15 protein-coding genes and 4 pseudogenes are annotated in these 18,848 nt (G+C 34.5%); 7 read left to right on the forward strand and 12 right to left on the reverse strand.

Annotation, left to right across the window (positions count from 1 at the left end; translation table 11 throughout):
* Nucleotides 1-180: 180 nt before the first annotated feature.
* Together QRY57_RS16865 and QRY57_RS16870 are read right to left on the reverse strand one after the other, a co-directional pair.
* A complete protein-coding gene (locus QRY57_RS16865; protein WP_432804052.1) occupies nt 181-1,122 on the reverse strand; it encodes a metallophosphoesterase in 942 nt (313 codons plus the stop codon).
* Nucleotides 1,123-1,775: 653 nt separating this feature from the next.
* Nucleotides 1,776-2,660, reverse strand: a complete 885-nt coding sequence (locus QRY57_RS16870) for a protein kinase family protein (RefSeq protein ID WP_286015649.1) — start codon at nt 2,658-2,660, stop codon at nt 1,776-1,778.
* 287 nt (nt 2,661-2,947) lie between these two features.
* Between QRY57_RS16870 and QRY57_RS16875 the strand changes: the two genes are divergently transcribed.
* On the forward strand, nt 2,948-3,517 hold the full coding sequence (locus QRY57_RS16875; RefSeq protein WP_286015650.1) for a hypothetical protein: 570 nt from the start codon (nt 2,948-2,950) through the stop codon (nt 3,515-3,517).
* Between the two features lie 302 nt (nt 3,518-3,819).
* On the opposite strand, the gene pdxR is transcribed toward QRY57_RS16875, so the two are convergent.
* Nucleotides 3,820-5,214 carry a MocR-like pyridoxine biosynthesis transcription factor PdxR gene (gene pdxR / locus QRY57_RS16880; RefSeq protein WP_286015651.1) on the reverse strand — a complete coding sequence of 465 codons (1,395 nt, stop codon included), beginning with the start codon at nt 5,212-5,214 and terminating at the stop codon, nt 3,820-3,822.
* A 107-nt stretch (nt 5,215-5,321) separates the two neighbouring features.
* Here pdxR and QRY57_RS16885 point away from each other — a divergent pair, with 107 nt between their 5' ends.
* Both QRY57_RS16885 and QRY57_RS16890 read left to right on the forward strand, forming a co-directional pair.
* Nucleotides 5,322-6,227: a DMT family transporter gene (locus tag QRY57_RS16885; RefSeq protein WP_286015652.1), complete on the forward strand. Its 906-nt coding sequence runs from the start codon at nt 5,322-5,324 to the stop codon at nt 6,225-6,227.
* A gap of 267 nt (nt 6,228-6,494) precedes the next feature.
* A complete protein-coding gene (locus QRY57_RS16890; protein ID WP_286015653.1) occupies nt 6,495-6,659 on the forward strand; it encodes a DUF4021 domain-containing protein in 165 nt (54 codons plus the stop codon).
* A gap of 105 nt (nt 6,660-6,764) precedes the next feature.
* Here QRY57_RS16890 and QRY57_RS16895 read toward each other — a convergent pair whose 3' ends face one another.
* Nucleotides 6,765-8,993, reverse strand: a complete 2,229-nt coding sequence (locus tag QRY57_RS16895) for an MMPL family transporter (RefSeq protein ID WP_286015654.1) — start codon at nt 8,991-8,993, stop codon at nt 6,765-6,767.
* A gap of 124 nt (nt 8,994-9,117) precedes the next feature.
* On the opposite strand from QRY57_RS16895, the gene QRY57_RS16900 reads away from it, so the two are divergent.
* Together QRY57_RS16900 and QRY57_RS16905 are read left to right on the forward strand one after the other, a co-directional pair.
* Nucleotides 9,118-9,735: a TetR/AcrR family transcriptional regulator gene (locus QRY57_RS16900; RefSeq protein ID WP_286015655.1), complete on the forward strand. Its 618-nt coding sequence runs from the start codon at nt 9,118-9,120 to the stop codon at nt 9,733-9,735.
* Between the two features lie 163 nt (nt 9,736-9,898).
* Entirely contained in the window at nt 9,899-10,255 is a 357-nt protein-coding gene (locus QRY57_RS16905) for a carboxymuconolactone decarboxylase family protein (RefSeq protein WP_026592696.1), read from the forward strand.
* 105 nt (nt 10,256-10,360) lie between these two features.
* On the opposite strand, the pseudogene QRY57_RS16910 reads toward QRY57_RS16905, so the two are convergent.
* The 7 genes and pseudogenes from QRY57_RS16910 to QRY57_RS16940 form a co-directional block, all read right to left on the reverse strand.
* Nucleotides 10,361-10,489: pseudogene (locus QRY57_RS16910) on the reverse strand (MarR family transcriptional regulator); the annotation flags it as partial.
* 142 nt (nt 10,490-10,631) lie between these two features.
* Complete coding sequence (splB, locus tag QRY57_RS16915) at nt 10,632-11,660, reverse strand: spore photoproduct lyase (RefSeq protein WP_286015656.1); 1,029 nt, start codon at nt 11,658-11,660, stop codon at nt 10,632-10,634.
* Nucleotides 11,657-11,920: a transcriptional regulator SplA domain-containing protein gene (locus QRY57_RS16920; RefSeq protein ID WP_286015657.1), complete on the reverse strand. Its 264-nt coding sequence runs from the start codon at nt 11,918-11,920 to the stop codon at nt 11,657-11,659. Before QRY57_RS16920 ends, splB begins: the two co-directional genes overlap by 4 nt.
* Before the next feature lie 164 nt (nt 11,921-12,084).
* Nucleotides 12,085-12,321 (reverse strand): annotated as a pseudogene (locus QRY57_RS16925) (DDE-type integrase/transposase/recombinase); the annotation flags it as partial.
* Nucleotides 12,296-12,655: pseudogene (locus tag QRY57_RS16930) on the reverse strand (IS4 family transposase); the annotation flags it as partial. The pseudogenes QRY57_RS16930 and QRY57_RS16925, both read right to left, overlap by 26 nt.
* Nucleotides 12,656-12,798: 143 nt before the next feature.
* The gene (gene ltrA, locus QRY57_RS16935) at nt 12,799-14,106 is read right to left on the reverse strand and encodes a group II intron reverse transcriptase/maturase (RefSeq protein WP_286015658.1); all 1,308 of its coding nucleotides are present in this window, start codon (nt 14,104-14,106) and stop codon (nt 12,799-12,801) included.
* Nucleotides 14,107-14,619: 513 nt separating this feature from the next.
* A pseudogene (locus QRY57_RS16940) lies at nt 14,620-15,515 on the reverse strand (IS4 family transposase); the annotation flags it as partial.
* A 288-nt stretch (nt 15,516-15,803) separates the two neighbouring features.
* On the opposite strand from QRY57_RS16940, the gene QRY57_RS16945 reads away from it, so the two are divergent.
* A complete protein-coding gene (locus QRY57_RS16945; protein WP_286015659.1) occupies nt 15,804-16,802 on the forward strand; it encodes a S66 family peptidase in 999 nt (332 codons plus the stop codon).
* A 327-nt stretch (nt 16,803-17,129) separates the two neighbouring features.
* Here the strand turns inward: QRY57_RS16945 and QRY57_RS16950 are convergent, their stop codons facing one another.
* The gene (locus QRY57_RS16950; RefSeq protein ID WP_286015660.1) at nt 17,130-17,948 is read right to left on the reverse strand and encodes an alpha/beta fold hydrolase; all 819 of its coding nucleotides are present in this window, start codon (nt 17,946-17,948) and stop codon (nt 17,130-17,132) included.
* A gap of 422 nt (nt 17,949-18,370) precedes the next feature.
* On the opposite strand from QRY57_RS16950, the gene QRY57_RS16955 reads away from it, so the two are divergent.
* Nucleotides 18,371-18,823: a hypothetical protein gene (locus QRY57_RS16955; RefSeq protein ID WP_286015661.1), complete on the forward strand. Its 453-nt coding sequence runs from the start codon at nt 18,371-18,373 to the stop codon at nt 18,821-18,823.
* Nucleotides 18,824-18,848 lie beyond the last annotated feature (25 nt).

Below are 18,848 nucleotides of genomic sequence, written 5' to 3' on the forward strand. Positions count from 1 at the left end.
GTTAAGATCTTATGTCACCTTCAAAACGAAAATTTGGTGTCTTTTATAATAATAAGACTTATTTTTATTATTATAGGGTAATTCATTTTTGTCAGCAGGATCTTCCTAGGTACAACCAAATTTTAAATATAGCAAGATTTACTTCATCATATCTAACAAATCTTTCATTTTAACTTAACGTTATGAATTTCTTAACGAAAAGACAGAGAGTTCTGGTTTACTCAAAAAGCGCAAGGGCATTCTTGTTGTTCCAATACCACGATTTACATACAGTTGTAACGGTTTCGTTTTCCCTTGTAATGAATACAATCCTTCTACATATTGATCTGCTAATTTAGTAGTGACGATAGGACCAATAAATGGAAGTCGAACTTGTCCTCCATGACTGTGACCAGATAGTTGAAGATCAACTGGATATGCAAGAACCTCATCTACCGTATCCGGTTCATGCACTAGCAGTATGTTAAAATCTTTTTCTTGTAGATGCTGAAGGGTAGGTTGCACTTTGGGTTTGCCAAGTAAAAAGTCATCAAGACCAGAAATCGTAATATAATCACCATTGTTTGCCTTGATTCTTGTCGTTTCATTGACCAAAACAGTAAAACCCGCTTTCTCCATATACTGTTTGTACAAATACCCTCCGCCTCCCCCGCGGTCATGATTGCCGAATACCGCATATTTTCCAAGAGGAGCGCGAATTTGAGACAAAATCGTTTGTGTATCTTTTCTTTCGGAACCATACTCTTCAAACTTATCAATTAAATCACCTGTAAATACTACAATATCGGGTTTCAGTTCATTTATTTGATCGACTAGCTTTTTCTGCTGCTCATGAGAAAAATTAGGTCCGAAATGTGTGTCTGAAAACTGTACAATCTTTACACCTTGAAATCCCTTGGGAATATTAGGACTTTCGATATCAGTCCATGTAATGGACAATGATTTCGGTTCAAACTGAAACGCATATAAATAAATGGCGATGGGGAAAATGAAGATTATAAGGAAAATGACACATGCTCGCTTAAACTTCCATCGTGACATCCCTCTTTTTGATTGTTTCAAAGAATGGATTAGCTTTACTATTAATCCATTTTTCTGGGTGTATTCTAAACTACCTTTCATATGTCACCTCTGTATTTATCATAAAAAACTACTATTTAAAAACCGTTATAGCATTTTTATGTTACAGGTATTTGTCATTTTGGAGATTCATGTGCAAAAGATTCAAATCATTTTTCAGCCAACAATCTGTTCAAACGTGTAAAGAATAAAAATTGTGATATATCTTACTTCATCAAACTCACTTGCTGTACTGTTTTATTGTAACTGTTCACTACACCACTCCCAAGACTGACAAACATCAAGAAGAGTTATCCCCTTATAGGGGTCACCATATATCCCCATCAACTTAAGAATTCAGAATTACCCCAAAACGAAAAATGAGCTTTTTGTTACAAGTTAACACAAAATTTCGTTCTGGGGGTACTATAACATGCCCATCAACTTAAAAATTCAAAATTACCCTAAAACGAAAAAAAGCCCTAAATTAATAAGGCTCTTTTTTATTTTATCGAAAGTAAACTTTTGTATATTAGTTTACTTTCATTTCCTTGATTTTATTTACTTTATAGCAAATCACTCATTTTCTCCAAAATCACTAACGAAAGTATACATTCAAAACACTATAAATAAAGAAGTTTAAATCTATGAACAAAAAAGAAAAAGCTAGATCCATGCTAGCTTTTTTACATAATTATCGTTACCGGAAGTTGTTTTTAAAAATATGTCGGATGGTTTAGCCATTCTTCAATATCAACAGAACCTTGAACTGATAGCAAACGATATAAATATCTATATGGTTTTCTAACATAAGTTAAATCAGGAATATCACGTACAGATATATATCCTCTAATAAAGTCTTCAGCACTCTTCTTATCCAATACATATTCTAAGGCAATAAAATCTAACTCTCTAGGTGCTACTGCATAAGCTTCTGTATCTACTAATCCGGTAATTTCAGTTCCATTGTTTAAAAATTGTGTGGGATCTATATCGACTAAAATAAAATTACTTTCTGTTGGAGTAGGAATCCTTTTTAATAACAATTGTATTTCAGGAAGAATCTCTAATATTTTTGGGTTATTTTTATAAAATCTCTCAGTTAGCTGTTGCATTATGTTTATAAGCGTACTGTGAAAATCGTAAATAGATGTTTGATGAGTCCCTAATGGATTACCTATGTAATTAAAGCTTTTTTGATGAATGAGTGCTAATCCTTTCCCAAAGCTTTCTAATATGGAAGATGGTTGATTCAAAAAAGTATGTATTGTATGCCCATTTAACTTTTCTACTACCACGTATTCCTTATTATCTATAGTCATTTTTCGTAGAACCCTTGGCACAGGAAATGAACTTAGTTCCGCTAAGGAGTTATTAATGATTTCTAAATGAAATACATTTCGAGGATCAATCCCAAATAGCTGTTTACACCCCCACCAGAAGTCATTATGAGGTTCTTGAATCATTTGTGAGGAACGTACAATGACTTCCTCGGTTTCCGTCTTAATTAACAATACATTACTGGCGTGATTTTCATATCCAGGATGCAATTCTGTTATCAATTGGATTGAACTATTAAACAAGATTTGTAACTTTTCCATGAATGAATGCCCCCTTTTTATATAAATTTAACATAGGAAAAGCATGAATACCCTATTCATGCTTGGTTAACATAACGTCTCATTATCGGGATTCAATGTATTTAGAAGACTATTAAAAGTCCTCCAGATTCTTTAACTAGGGGACTTTTGTGTTCACATAATTCTTGTTAGAGGAAGCCATTTCACTGTTTACGGTATAAATCTTACTATTATCTCTATTAGGGGTCCCATGAATATAGGACTTAGGTTAATGTTATGGTAAAATTCACTATGTAGGAGGGAGAGATTTGAGAGTTTTTATTTATATTGCTTTAATAGCATGTACTTGTATGTTAATGAGTTCGTTGATTTTACAAAAGAAATTTTTATATAAAAAATATGATGTTTTTTTGTCTACTATAATGATAGGAGTATATATAACCCTTATGCTCTATGGCTTTTATGGTGTTGACATTTCTATCGGTAGACCATTATGGTACATAACAGTATTTATATTGATTGGAGTTGTAACGGGTACTCTTATAAGTTTAGCTGTGAAGCTGGGAAGGCAACAAGATAGATATAAATTTCATGTTTTTGGTCATATACTAGGATTTTTAGGATGTGGAATACAAGTTATAGCTTACTTTTATGAAGAATATCAGTGGCGTTTTTTTAATATGGAACTATCTATTTCTTTTTTCTTGATTTTATTAACTACATTATTTGTTTGTATAGCAGTGTTCTTTCATCGGATTTTTTTCATGTGTGTTGCAATTTTTCCTAGTTTATTAACAACGGAACATTTATCTATGTTTTGGATTATTGTGAGTAATTGTTTGTTTGTAATGGGTGCATTGCTTATGACTACGGAATAGAAAAAGAAACGACGAGTAGATAAGCGTGTAGAGTATTTTAGAGGAAAAGGTTATTCATAATAACATCCTGATATAATTTAAATTTCTAGAATAAAAGATTAAATTGTTAATAAGGGGGAGCGCCACATAGCCGTCAAGCTAACAATCGATATATCCCCCAAAATAAAAAATTTAAGCTTTATCCAGTAAAGAACTTCTAAAATTTTCGTTTTTGGGGATAATTGTTTTTCTTAGCTTGATGGGCATGTATGGTGACCCCTAATAGGAAGAACGAAAAAATTTTTTTAGGGGAAAAATCAAGATTACAGCCAAATTTTTGCTAATTGAGAAACTCCTTCTATTATCTTTTTTTCACATAAATCACCCAATCCAAGTTGAATATGCGGATATCGTGGTATATATTTCGAGAAATATTTTGAACAAGGATAAACTACAATTCCGTGTTCATATGCCCTTTCAATTAGCATTTTTTCACTCATTTCTGTTTTTACTTCAATAATAACGAAAATTCCGGAGCTACCACCTTTTATTTCAACATAATTCTTAAAATGTTTTAATAATTCCCTATTCAATAGATTCATTTTACGTTTATACAAAGCTTTCATCCTCCTTAAGTGTGAGTACCAATATCCTTCATTCATAAAGGTCGCCAGTGTTCGCTGATGAATAGATGAGGATGTTTGCTCAAGCAAAGGGAGTATCTTTTTATATTCACTTATTAGCCTCCTAGGCAAAACCATATAACTGACACGGATAGAGGGTAGTAGTGCTTTTGAAAAAGTTCCTAAATAAACCACCCTATCACTAGAATCTAAACTTTGAAGAGACGGTATAGGTTGATGGATGTATCGAAATTCACTATCGTAATCATCCTCAATAATATATCCTTCCACCCTTTTTGCCCATTGAATTAACTTTAATCTTTCATTGACGGGGATAGTCACTCCATATGGAAAGTGGTGAGTAGGAGTGACATATAAAAGTCTAGAAGGCGATTTTAAAAGGAGATCGACTTGGATGCCTTGTTCTTTTACCGGGATTGGATCAATGATAAATGATTGAAGAACAAAAAGTTCCCTTGCCACATTATATCCAGGGTCTTCTACTGCCAGATAATGATAGTCTTGCTTTAGCAACAACGACAAAAGTAATAACAAGTGCTGTGTGCTACTGCCAATAATAATTTGTTCTGCAGAAGTATTAACTCCTCTTGATTGAAACAAGTAATCTGCTAGTACATTTCTTAATTTAATGTCGCCTTGTTTTTCTCCGTATGAAAACATGCTAGAGTCTTTAATGATTTTGTTTGTAAGCATTCTCCATTTTTTCAAAGGGAAGTTTTCTTGATCCACTGTCCCAATTTTAAAGTCAATAGTATTCATGGCAGCATGATTTGTTTCATGATGCTGTTCTCTAATGGGTTCATAATTAAGTGTCTCATCCGATATAGTAGCCTCTACAAAAAATCCCTTTTTCTTCTCACTTCGAATATATCCTTCCGATTGCAGTTGTTCATATGCTACTTGAGTTGTGTTTCTGCTGACCTCTAATTGGATAGCAAGTTGTCTAATCGATGGCAACTTTGTATTCCTTTCTAATTTACCAGATAAAATCTGAGTACGTATGTATTGATAAACTTGTTGGTACATAGGAGTGTTACCTTCTCGATTGATATTAAATATTAGTTCATTCATCATTGAAATACCCCATCTGTCATTTGTATTTATTGTAAACTGTACCTTTTAGAAATGACAGTATAAATGAATAATGAATTTAGAAAAAAATTTGATTTGGGAGAAAATTCATGACGATATTTATGTACATATTTTGTTTGATTGTATGGGGACTCAACTTTATTGCAGTAAAAATTCAAGGAACTCCTGTCAGCTTGGAATTATCCTTAACTTATCGTTTAGTTATGACAGCCTTTTTATTTTTGATTCTTGTTTGGTTCCTTCGACCAAGTGGGATACCAACAAGAAAAGATATACCATTTGTAATAGTTTTTGGTGTATGTAACTTTGCATTAAGCTATTTATGCCTTTATTACGCCACAATTTTGAGTTCTGCAGCAATCGTAACATTGGTTTTTTCATTAAAGGTGATTTTGACCCCGATTACCCTTCGGATTTTTTTAAAAGAGAAGTTACATTCACGCGTTTTGGTTGGGGGGATTTTTGGTGTATTAGGCGTATGTATTCTCATCTATCCGAATTTGAACAACTTTCAAGGGTCCAATGACATAAAAGGAATTATGGTTGCAATCTTAGGTACGCTTCTTACAGCAGTAGGTGATGCCAGCTCGGCACGAAATGCAAGTCACAAGGTGAATCCTATCTATGCAAATGCCATTGGATTTACAGTGGGCAGTATATTGATGGGAGTAATTGTATTACTTCAAGGACAAGAATTTATATTTCCAACATCGTTTTCATACTTATCTGTGTTGCTATATTTAACTCTGGTTGCTTCATTTGTAGCATGGTTATTCTATTTGAAACTTGTAGAAAAAATTGGAGGAGCTCGAAGTGGCTATATGGTTGCACTTTTCCCGGTAATTGGAGGAATAACTTCCGTTTTAATCGGTGAGTCAGATCCATCATTGTATTTGTTTGCTGGTTGTTTTTCTAGCTGTATTGGCGCTGCTATCGCATTAGGGTTTAGAACTCGGAAGCAAGTTGCGAAATTACCTCTAAAAAGAGTTACTTAAGAAGGAATAAGTGTTGTGAACTTGGAAATAGAGCTCATTTATTTGGTATGCAAAACTTTAAAGAGCTTATACTGGAGCTTTAGAAAAAAGAGAAAATCTCAAGTGAAATTAAACTTATATAATCTTAGCTTGATGGGCATGTGGCGGTACCCCATTAATAGCTTAAATAATTGTTCATTCAATTAGCAGATAATCCATTTGTTTATCTGTCAAACTCTCTCATACGCTTTTTATTTTCAAAAAAATTTAGTGTTTGGAGGTATAAAAATGAATTTTCAACATTCTAAAAAAGAAAATAGTAAAAACTCAAAAAGCTTAAGATCTGAAACTACAAAAACTGGACTTCAACCAGTTGAACAAGTCATGAATGGTTTGTACAGAATGCCTGAAACTGATATAGAAAACAAAGAACACCAAAAAACGGAGATTTAAAAAAATAATTAGTATTTAGATACTACTTTTATTATATATATATTATTTCTAATAAAAAACCAAGGGAAATTAATTTCCCTTGGTTTTTTAAATTTTATAATATTATCAAGCACCTACTTTTGTTCTTTCTTTTTTTCTCCAAAGTTTACCTGGCCAAAATGCTAATCGTCCTAGAACCACTGTAATGGCAGGGACAAGAAGTGGTCTTACAATGAATGTATCTAATAGTACTCCAATTGCTGTAACAATACCAAATTGAACAAGTACTTGGATTGGTAGTGAAGCTAAAACAGCAAACGTTCCTGCTAAGATTAAACCAGCAGACGTAATAACGCTACCTGTTTGAACCACCCCGTTTTTGACTGCTTCAAGGTGTGACTGGTTACTTTTGTTTTTCCATATTTCGGAAACCATAAATATGTTATAGTCCTCTCCTAACGCTACCAAGAACACAAATGCATATAGAGGAATCGCCCCTTGTATTGCAGGCGCATCCATACCATAGTGAAGTAATAACCATCCTGCCCCTAATGCAGAGAAGAATGATAATATCACTGTTACAATTAAGTAGATCATCGCCACAACAGAACGTAAATATACAAGTAATAATAATGCGATAATACCAATCATAACAGGAATAATCACATTTTGATCACGTTCAGTTGTCTGTTTCGTATCGTATAATGTAGCCGTTTCTCCTCCAATCCATATGTGATTATTAGCATCACTTATTTCAGCACTTTTCATTACCTGTTCTAAACTTTTTCTTAACTCAGGGATTTTATTCATCCCCTCAATAGAATACGGATTATCTTTTATTGAAACTTCAAATAATTGTAATTGATTATTCAGTTTTCCTTTTACTGGTTCTGTTACTTGATCTACAAAAGAAATTTTTGTTAATTCTTCTTTAACAGATACATCTTTTCCTTTTGTATCAACAACAATTTGTACAGGTGCTAACTCACCAGGTGAAAAATGATTAGAGATTAAATCAAATCCTTCACGTGAAGGCATATCTTTTGGAAATGATTCTAATAAATCATACGTAAATTGGATACGTGGAACAAATGAAGCCAACCCACCTAATAAGAATAGTGTTAACAGGATAATTGTCCATGGTTTACGAATAACAAGATCTCCAAGTTTTTTACTTAAGACCCCTTTCGACTCCTTTAACTTAATTGTTTTCTTTTTTTTCTTAGCATATTCTTCATTCATTTCTATTGTTCTTGGAATGAATGGGAAAAATGCTACTCTCCCAAAAATAGCTAGTAATGCGGGTAAAAGTGTCAATGAGGCAACCCCCATTAGGAATACAGCAACACTAAATGGTACTGCAAATCTATGGAAAGAACCGATATGAGCAAGTAAAAGGGTACCTAATCCAACTACTACTGTAAGAGCACTCATGATAATTGCCCCACCCGATTCTTTGATAGCAAGTTGCAGAGCTTTAAATTTATTTTGTTCTACTAATAAAAACTCTCTATATCTTGAAATAAGAAATAAACAATAATCAGTACCAGCTCCAAATAAAAGTACAGTCATAATTGAAATTCCTTGTGCATCAGCAGAAATCCACCCTTTATCTGCTAAAAATCCTAAAGTTGGACTAATTACCCCGTAAGCAAACCCAACTACAATTAAAGGTAAGATTGCTAAAAGTGGTGAGCGATACAGAAGAATAAGTAAAACTAAAACAAGTAGCACTGTTGCAATAAGTAATTTTACATCAGCCTGACTGAATAAGCTTACTGCATCAGTCTGAATACCAACTGGTCCTGATAGACGAACATGCAGACCAGAATCAGAAATTTTTCTTTTAAAAGGATCATCTGCCAAAGTATCCTTTATAACACGCTGCAATTCATTCATATTCTCTTGAAGAATATCTGTTCCTGCTGTTGTGTTAAAAAATACAGGAGTTACTAGAGACGTACCATCTTCTGAAACACTCTTTGCTAATGTTTGCTGTGATATTGTATCAAATGGCGGTAACATTGATTGACCTTTTAATGGTGTTTTTTTTAGCTGTTTGTAAGTATCTTGAATTGTCTTAAAGTCATTCGCTTCTAAACCCTTGTCTCTATGCCAAACGATAAGCGCGGGGTTTCCAGCATCATTAGGAAACTCCTGTTTAATTAAACGATTAGCTTGTTGTGACATAGTGTTTTCAGGAAGGTTTGGAGCCGTCTCATCTTCAACTTTATTAACTGCTGGCCATGTAAATGATAAAACCAGGGTTAATAAGACCCATACTAAAAGAGTAATCCACCTTGCTTTTGGTCCCCCAACCAATTGTCCCCAAGTATATAGAGGATGTTTTTTCATAAATATCCACCTTTCTAACTAAACTTTTGCAGTAATTATATATACTAGTCAGTTAATTAATCAAGAACCATTGTATGAATATGCTATAATATTTTTAACTCTGAAAAGTCAGGAGCGAATAGAATTGGAACACAAACAACGTCCCTTGGGAAGACCACGTCAAAATAAAAATACTATATCTACAAAAGATAAAATTGTAAACATTGCTACAAAATTATTTTTAAATAAAGGATATCAAATTGTTTCTATGGATGATGTTGCTAAAGAATGTGATGTGACAAAGGCAACCGTTTACTATTATTATGCTACTAAAGCTGATCTTTTTACTGATACAATGGTTCAAATGATGGTTCGAATTAGAGAAAATATGTATAGGATTCTTTCATCAAATAAGCCTCTTAAAGAGCGTTTACTTGATGTCGCAAAAATTCATTTAACCGCTACAATGGACATTGATATAAAAAGCTTTATGAGGGATGCAAAGATTTCCTTGTCTGATAAGCACTTAAAACAAATGCAAGATGCAGAAGATAAAATGTATGAAGTATTGGCACAAACTATAGATAAAGCGATACAAGAAGGGGAAATTCCTAAAAGGCACACGCTTTTAAGTGCTCACGCCTTTGTCGCTTTGCTATACGTTGGAGACTACAAAGATGTTGATCAAAATCCCCTTATCCCTGATATAGAAGATTTAGCACAACAAATTGTTGATTTTTATTGGAACGGATTAAGTAAGTAATTATGATTGCTTCTTAACTATTTTTTCTACAATACTCTCTTTTTAATTGATAACAATTTATTTCGGTAAACTTTTAATTAATTCCTCCATTTGGTTTAATCAATTCGCATTAGGTTCATACTAACTTTTGTTTAAATATATGAGAAATGGGGCTGGATTAAATATGGAATTTGAAGGTAGAAACTCTACAGAATCTGCACTTCATCATTATAAGTATGGTTTGGGTTTATTTACTGAGAAAATGCCTAAGCTAGCTGAACAATTTAATTCTTTTACAGAGGAATGCTTTAAAGAAGGCACCTTATCCAAAAAGCAAAAACAGCTAATTGCTTTAGGTATTAGCCTTTATTCTCAGGATGAATATTGTATCATTTATCACATTAAAGGATGTCTAGATCAAGGAGCTTCAGAACAGGAGATCTTTGAGGCAGTGGGAGTGACAGCTGCATTTGGTGGTGGTGCTACTATAAGTCAGGCAGTTACTCTTGTACAAGAATGTATGCAAGAGTTAAAGCAGTAATAAGAATATCATCATGGATTAGGGAATAAATTTCTCGAGTTTATGTGTTACTATTCTTACACAATAAATAAAAACAAAGAAACTTGAGCGTGTGCTAATTCTACTCAAGTTTTTTGTTTTCTCTGTTAGGAATATTAGGTGCGATCTTTTGTCGTTTGGATTATGTGTTGTGAAAATAAATTCTTTTTGCAATAACCGTTGTATAATTCCTGTCACTGTTGGTCTGTCCGAAATATTTACATTCTAAATTCTTAATTTTAAATTTAATATTTGAAAATGTTGTTTCTCCTTATTCATTATAATACCTATAAATGTGTACTATATTATTAAGTACATTAATTCCTGAATCTCTAATTTTTTTATGTACGTATACATTCTATGTGAAATATTCTAATTTTGCATTGGGAAAGAACTTCTCCATATAAGAATATAGATAATTTTTTATATCTTCTTCTTCTTCTTTTTGATAAATGTATTTTCCAATTCCGTATTTTCCCCATTTATATCTTCTTTTCTCTTCATCTAATTCCAATTTTGTCATTGGGTAATTTTTTTCAATCACTCTCTTAGCAGGCTTTGTAAAACGGTGTTGAATAAATTCAAACGTGATATCATCACGTGCATCAGAGGGTAATTCAGCATTAAGACGCTCAAACATCTGATAGTATCCATCTTTCCAACCTTCATGAAGATAAATAGGAGCAACAATAAATCCGAGGGGATATCCTGATCTTGCTACCTTTCCAGCTGCTTCAATCCTTTTAGCTAGTGGCGAAGTTCCTGGCTCAAAATTTTTAATAACATAATCAGCGTTTACACTAAACCGAAATCTTGTTTTTCCATTATGCTTTGCATCAAGTAAATGATCTACATGATGAAATTTTGTAACAAACCTCAATTTTCCATAGTCGGATTCTCCAAAATGCTCAATTGCGCGTTTGAGGGTATGAGTCAAATGATCAATTCCCACAATATCGGATGTACAGGAGGCTTCAAACCTTGTCAGTTCAGGTGCACGTGCCTCTATATATTTGTCAGCAGCTTCTAAAATTTCGTCGACATTTACATAGGTACGGATATATGGCTTACTTCCCATTGTTGTTTGTAAATAGCAATAATGACAATGGCCCATACAGCCTGTTGCAAACGGAATAGCATACTCTGCTGAAGGCTTTGAGGTATCAAATTTTAGTGTTTTTCTAACGCCCACGACAAGAGTAGATTTTGCTACCCGATACTTTTGAAAATCGTTTTCTCCTGGGAGATCTCTCACTTGATTATGAGAAGTAGTATGCCGAATCTCAACATCCATCTTTGCAAATTTTTCATGAAGCTCTCTTCCTAATGGATAATCCAGTGCTTTGGGTTCAAAGTACACAAGTTTAGGCATGAATGGATTATTCATTCTAGCCTCCCCTCTGAAGCATCTCCATAATAGTAGTTGTAAGCTTGGTTTGCCTCTTCTTCTGTAGAATAAACAGCCATTTCATGTGAAAGTGGATAATAAGTTTCATAAAGAAACAATGCTAATTCATTAGGAGTATTAGGGTTATTTACAACAGCTGCGGCTTGTATATTTGCTACATCCTGAATGTGGGGATTGCGATAAAAAACATAGACAATATCTCCAGCATGATAAGTTTTGCTTTCGTTAGACAATTCCATTCCATCACCTTTTTTTTATAAAATTTACTACATAAAGTTATTCATTAATAAAATTTTCCCTTTAGGATTTAGAATTATGTCATCTTTATTATGGAAAATTAGGTTCTGGTGCAAAGATAAAACAAAAGAGAATATAGCGCATATATTTCTAGCGGAATTGTATTTTATGCTGTTAGTCTGAATAATTGATGGATGAATTCTTTCTGGTTCTGAACAGACTGATCTTGTAAATCAATCTGTTCTTTTTTAATCATATCCATGGCTTCTACTCCTGCAAGAATGGATGTAGCTGTGCTAAAAGACTTGAACCCTAACATAGAACGCACACATTTCTTAATAAAACGATGATCTTGTTCCACTATATTATTGAGATATCTAACTTGCCTTAGCTTTATGCTTTCGGGCATATGTTTTCTTCTTATACCTATGAGATTTTCGCCCGTTTTGCTGTAGGAGGTTGAACAGGCGAATTAGAATCTTTGATAGCTCTTGGGTGTCTTTCTGTATAGCTTGGAAAAGAAGAAAAAAATAGTCTTTAATTATATAAATAGCTTTATATTCACTCAATTCTTGTTTCTTTTTCATCAGAAGTAATTTCCGCATTTGAAACATAATAGAGGAACAGAGTAGAATGGCAATCAGTTGCCCATACAAATGGCATTCCATTCGTTCTTGTTTTATCTTTTTACAATGATGAATGCAAAAGAATGATTTCCACGTTTTAAATAAAATTTGTCGGGTAAAAGACTGGCGCGGTATCAATTGTGGCCCGTCTCCAGCCTCTCCCCATAAGAACTGCTCGTGAGGTTTTCCCTCAAGCAGCTCACCCCATAAACTTCATCAAAAGGGTTATGAGACCTATCAAATGGCAGACACTTTCATCGGTAACTCTTTGCACTTTTCAGGGGAAGGACTTTCCAATCCCAGTAGAGCCCCAGTACACCATAGAGATATTCGTTACTCCATCTCTGCCATCCGATGCTACGCTTTCGTCGTCGTTTCCTTCTTGTTAATAGCGTGCGAATTTTCATCTCCGTATAGTCACGTACTTCACTGAAAGCTCGGCTGGAGTTCCCAACCCGGAAGTAGTTTACCCATCCAGCCAATACGGCATTGATTTGTTTTATCAAGTCTTGTGCTGGTTTCGCTCCTGCATTTTGAATGAGTTTACGGATTCGCGCCTTCACTGTCGTGCGAGCTTTCTTCTTCGGAGTCATGAAAATGAAGGATCCATTCTTATTTCGGTTCGGTATTCGTCTCAAATCAAACCCTAGAAAGCCGAAGGTTTCTCCTTTTAGGACATTGACCATCCGAGTTTTCTCCAGGTTCAGTTCAACTCCCAAAGGCTTTAACTGTTCCCGTAGTCGTCGTAGTGCCAGTTCAGCCCATCCTCGTTTACTAGAGTGTCCGCTTACAGCGATAACCATATCGTCGGCAAAACGGTGATAGTTTACAGCTTCGTAATTGCCTTCTGCTGTCTTACGTCGAATGGCATCAAATGTCCAATCCACTTCATTGAGGTAAATGTTCGCGGCTAGAGGAGAAAACGGTCCCCCTTGCGGGACACCGATCTTTCCTGTTGCCTTAATTACCTGTTTTACAAGATGCATAACCTGTGGGTCTTGGACACGTTTCGCGATTTTCTCCAATAGTATGTTGTGTCGGATTGTATCAAAGTAGCGAGATAAATCAACATCAATTATTATGGTCATACGACGCAATATACTACGTCGTACTTCTGCCAATGCCTGATGTGGAGAGCGTTTCGGTCGAAATCCATACGAGTTTGGGCAGAAATCAGCTTCAAAGATTGCTTCCAATATGAGCTTTAGTGCTCCTTGTACCACACGATCCCGTATACAAGGAATTTGCAGGGTTCGCATTTTGCCGTTTGCCTTTGGGATTTCTACTTTCCAATTGGCTTGTGGTCGGTATGTTCCGGCTTGCAATTCCTCTTGAATGCCTGTTAAGAATGGGATAACTCCTTCTAGTTCTATATCAGCAAAGCTTTCTCCATCGATGCCTGGGGCACCTCCGTTTTTCCTCGCCTGTTGATATGCTTCATGAAGGGTTGTTATTTTGGTAATGTGGGTAAATAGCCCCCAAAACCGGTGCGTAGGTTCAGACTTCGCCTTTCGATAGATTCGTTGCCTTAGTTCCTGCAAAGTGATGGGTGTTTTTGTCATGGCACCCTTGCCTCCTTTAGTCATACGAAATGTTTACAGGTTCGGACCCTTTCCTCCCCGCGCGTTTTGCTGCACGCAGATCTCTGGTACTACGATCCGTTCCGCCACCCTGACACCTACCGATCTCACTTCCCGATCGCGGTTATAGAGACGGTCTCCTCGATGAGGTTTCTTCATCCGGTGTCGAGGGCTTCTCCAGTTTCCACATTATCTTTCTCTCCATGTCGCCGCTGATACCCCGCCGGTGAGAACTGCCGTTCCAGACTCGTTTCGGTCAGTTCTTGCTGCTTTCGCACGTTATCGACCGTCTCAGCCACCGGAATTGCGTGTAACGAGGCTACGTCTACGTTCACTGTACGTTACAACCTGGAGATTTGCCCACATGCCTTTTGCATGTGATGTCAGAGGGCTTCGCCATGTCGCTTTCACTTCATGGCGCCTCTCAGGCTACGGGAGTGGAGTCTATTCTCCCGATTGGACTTTCACCAACTAGATAATGTGTCCTTATCTGGACACGCCGATTTGCCAACGTAAAGAATACCAATCATGTACTTGTCCTATTGGGACAACATCTGTAGGAGTGTTTATCATATATACATTGATACCACTGAGTCGTTTACTACGAGGAGAATACTTCATTCCTTTCTTTTTTTCTCTTATAGTTTGATCTTGTAATCGTTTTTCTTGTTGTTCTTTTGTTAGTCGATGAACAATCACACGAGTAGGTACTTTATCAGTCATTCCTACATAAGCGTCGGGTATTTCACATGTTTGTCCTGGCTGAAGAGAGTTCATTAACACCTCCATATCTATCTGTATATACTCCGTACCTTTTTTGATTCTTCCATCTCGAAAATAATCAGGATCGGGATTTTTTGATAAATACGTGTATTCGACTTGATACGAGAGATATAGTAAGCCTTTTTATCCTGTATATGTTGAAGATCTTTCAAATGAAAATATCCTAAATCTCGAATACATAAATCATTCGCTGTCACAGTTGGGACACACAGAGAACCGTAGGTTCGATCATGTTGTTTACCTGGACCGGTATGAATATGTAGGAACCGTCCACTTAATAAATCATATTCAAGCTGAATTTTCACCCCCGCTGTATGGCTGCAGCCTCCTGCATCTGGATAAACGAATGAAAAGGAATCTGGGAGTTGAAATGCAGTTGAATCTAAAATACGAATACGCTTGAAAACAGAAGTATATGGAGAAGAAATCGGTATAGATGAGCCCAATTTTTGGTTTAGTAGTTCCGCTAATATGTGTTGTAAAAATTGGAGCGCCGCTTTATTAAACCGTTGATTCAATCCCTCAGGACTGATGAGCACTTCTGTTGATGCTTCTAAACAGCTAAATAACTGAGTTAAAGAAGTTGTAGCGACATTTTGGCTCATCCAGGTGTATCGCCAGCATTTTTGAAAAAAACCATGTTAAGAGTTTTCGAGTCATTTTAATCCTGTTTTAAATTATGTTTCGTACAAAATGGATTACTTTTAGTAAATTGTGTTGCGTTATCAAACGATTTTAATAATTTTTCTTCCCGTAATACAATACAAATGACATTGTGTTGTATTAATTCCACATACATGAACAGTAATAATTAATATAAGGTATAATTAATTGTAAGACTATTTGCATTAGTTCTTTATTTTAATACAGATACCATTTAAGGGAGAGATAAAGCAATGAAACTCAGCAAATTAAAAAAAGGTGATCTAATTGGAATCTATTCCCCTTCATCACCAGCAACTTATACAGCGCCTAAAAGATTTGATCGAGCAAAAAAATTTCTGATGAGCAAGGGATTTAATATAATAGAAGGAAATTTAACTGGTAAACATGATAACTACCGAGCTGGAAGCATTAAAGAGAGAGCTGAAGAACTTAATGAATTGATAAGAAATCCTAACATCAAATGTATAATGTCAACCATTGGTGGAATGAATTCAAATTCAATATTGCCTTATATTGATTATGAGGCATTTATAAAAAATCCTAAAATAATGATAGGTTATTCAGATGTTACTGCGATATTACTAGGAATATACGCAAAAACTGGAATAAGTACATTCTATGGACCGGCACTAATTCCTTCATTTGGCGAATTTGAGCCATTTGTCAATTTTACATACGAATATTTTAGCGACATGTTGGAAGATAAACAAAAACTACCATACCATATTAAAAAGCCGCCTTATTGGACAGATGAATTTATCCACTGGGAAGAAAAAACTAAGGAAAAACACCCTATCAAAAATGATTGGGTTTGTGTAAATACCGGCAAAGCAACAGGAAGGTTAATTGGAGGGAATTTAGACACTTTAACTGGTATTTGGGGTAGCGAGTATATGCCAGAGATAAAAAAAGGGGATATCCTTCTTATCGAAGATACAACAAAAGATGCTGCTACTATTGAAAGAAGCTTTTCATTACTTAAGGTCAATGGAATATTTGATGAAATTTCTGGTTTAATCCTCGGAAAATATGAACAGTTTAACGATAATGGTACAAATAAAAAACCATATGAAATTCTATTAGAGGTTTTAAATGGTATTAACCTGCCTTTTATTGCAGAATTTGATTGTTGCCATACTCACCCAATGTTAACTGTCCCAATTGGTATACAAATAGAGATGGATGCAGCAAATAAAACAATAACAATTCTTGAAGATTGGATAAATTAACTCTATTAAATACTAAAAGACTGATTAACCTAAACATGGATTAATCAGTCTTTTTAATATCCCAATTTGCTTAGCGTGGGGTTTTTCCGAAATGCTGGCCGTACCCCATGCCCATCAAGTTAAGATTTTAGGATACTCTCCATAACGAAAAATTTACCATTTTACAGTTATTTATGAGAATTCGGCTCACTTTTTTGGGGATCAATTAATTTCTTAAGTTGATGGCGATAGGGCGAGACCCCTAATTTAAATAAGAAATTGGAATTAATTGAATAATTCCCTTTATTATCAAGAAATAAATGACAAAGCTTTTAAAATAAAAGAATATCAATTGTAAAACTCTTCAATTCTATCCAACCATTCATTTACTAGATTGTTAAAAAGTTGTGGTTGCTCTATTTGTAAATTATGACCAGCTGTATCCAATACGGCAAATGTTCCTCTCGGATATTTATGTAAAATGTTAAGTGCATCTTTATATCCAACAGACGAGTCTTGTCTTCCTAAAAGAAATACACTTGGTTTATCAAAATTAGACTGATCGACTTTAAATGAAAACTCATATTTATTCCTTACTCTATTTAAAAACTTTTCATCTGCAATTTTACAACCTTCAACAATTTCATTTTTGTAACGCAACCAATTATACTCATCAAGTACAACTTGATTGCTTTTGAAATGTTCTAATTCCTCTTTCGATAAACTTTCAATAAATTTATCATCTGCTTTCAAGATTCTATGTTTCTCAACTGCTCTATTTTCGTTCAGAGGAATAATAACAGGACATATAAATGCCGCTCCGAGTATTCGCTCTTTTTGTTTTTCGATAAGTCCTCTAGCTATATAGCCGCCGTAAGATTCACCAGCAATTATGTATTCTTGATCAGGGAGAACTGCTTGAATAAAATCTAAAACAGCATTCAACATTTCATCAGAGCAACTTATTTCGTCATAGTTTTTTGTTACTCCCATTCCAGGTAGATCAATATAAATACGTCGCCATCCCTCTCTCTTAGTAAATATAGGTTCCATACAACCACTCATTAATCGATGATCAGGTGTATAGCCATGTATCATTAAAATTGGTTTTCCTTTCCCTATATCTTCATAGTAAATGTCGGCTTGCCCAACCTTGCAATATGGCATATTGAATCCTTCTTTCTTGAAAATTTCAAATATTGGAGCGTTTATTGCCTCCAAATTTAAATATACAAAAAGATAATTGAAGATTCCAGTTATTTGGAACGGAATCCTTATTCCACAAAATTGCCCTTTAATAAATTAAACTGGTTAACGGGAGCTCGCCCCATCGTTAGCAAGCTAACAAAATGAAATTCCCTTAAAATGAAAAAAATATGCCATCCTTTCCTATGATTCTACTGTACCTTTGAAATAAAGTTTGATTGTTTTGATCTGTTTTTATTTATGAACTATTAAAGCTTGCCTTCATTAAAATAAAATATTAGACTGAAAAATGCGAATAGAAATGAAATTACTTAATAAAAACTATTATTATCTATTTTTAAGCTTTCTATTTAATTATATTAAATTGAAGTGGTGAAATTAATATGAGTCAATGGATAATTAATGATGAAAGAAAAAAGAATAGTATCGGTTGCTTCTTAACATTCTTATTGAGTATAGGCATTGTTATTGCATCAATTATATACGCTGTTTATTGGGTGTTTTTTGAAGAAGTTGAGACACTCCTTTTAAAGGATGCATCACCAAACCAATTAAATCAATTAGACATTAGAGGGATTGCACACGGGCATATTTGGGGTGATACAGAAGTGAAAATTTACTTTACGGAAAAAGGAAAGGTAGTAAAAACCGAAAAGGTAAGAATATCTAATTATTTAGAGTCTAATCATCCAAATCGCTATAAAATTTCATGGAAAGGTAATACTGAAGTTTCAATATTAATGAGATTTGAGTATGCAACTAAAACGTTAGAATATAATTTCGAAACTGGAAAAATAAGTGGACATGACGAAAGAGAGAATAATAGGTTTTTTTAAATTATTACAGTGGTTAATAACATCC

The organism is Bacillus arachidis (assembly GCF_030285945.1).
Taxonomy (GTDB): domain Bacteria; phylum Bacillota; class Bacilli; order Bacillales; family Bacillaceae_G; genus Bacillus_A; species Bacillus_A arachidis.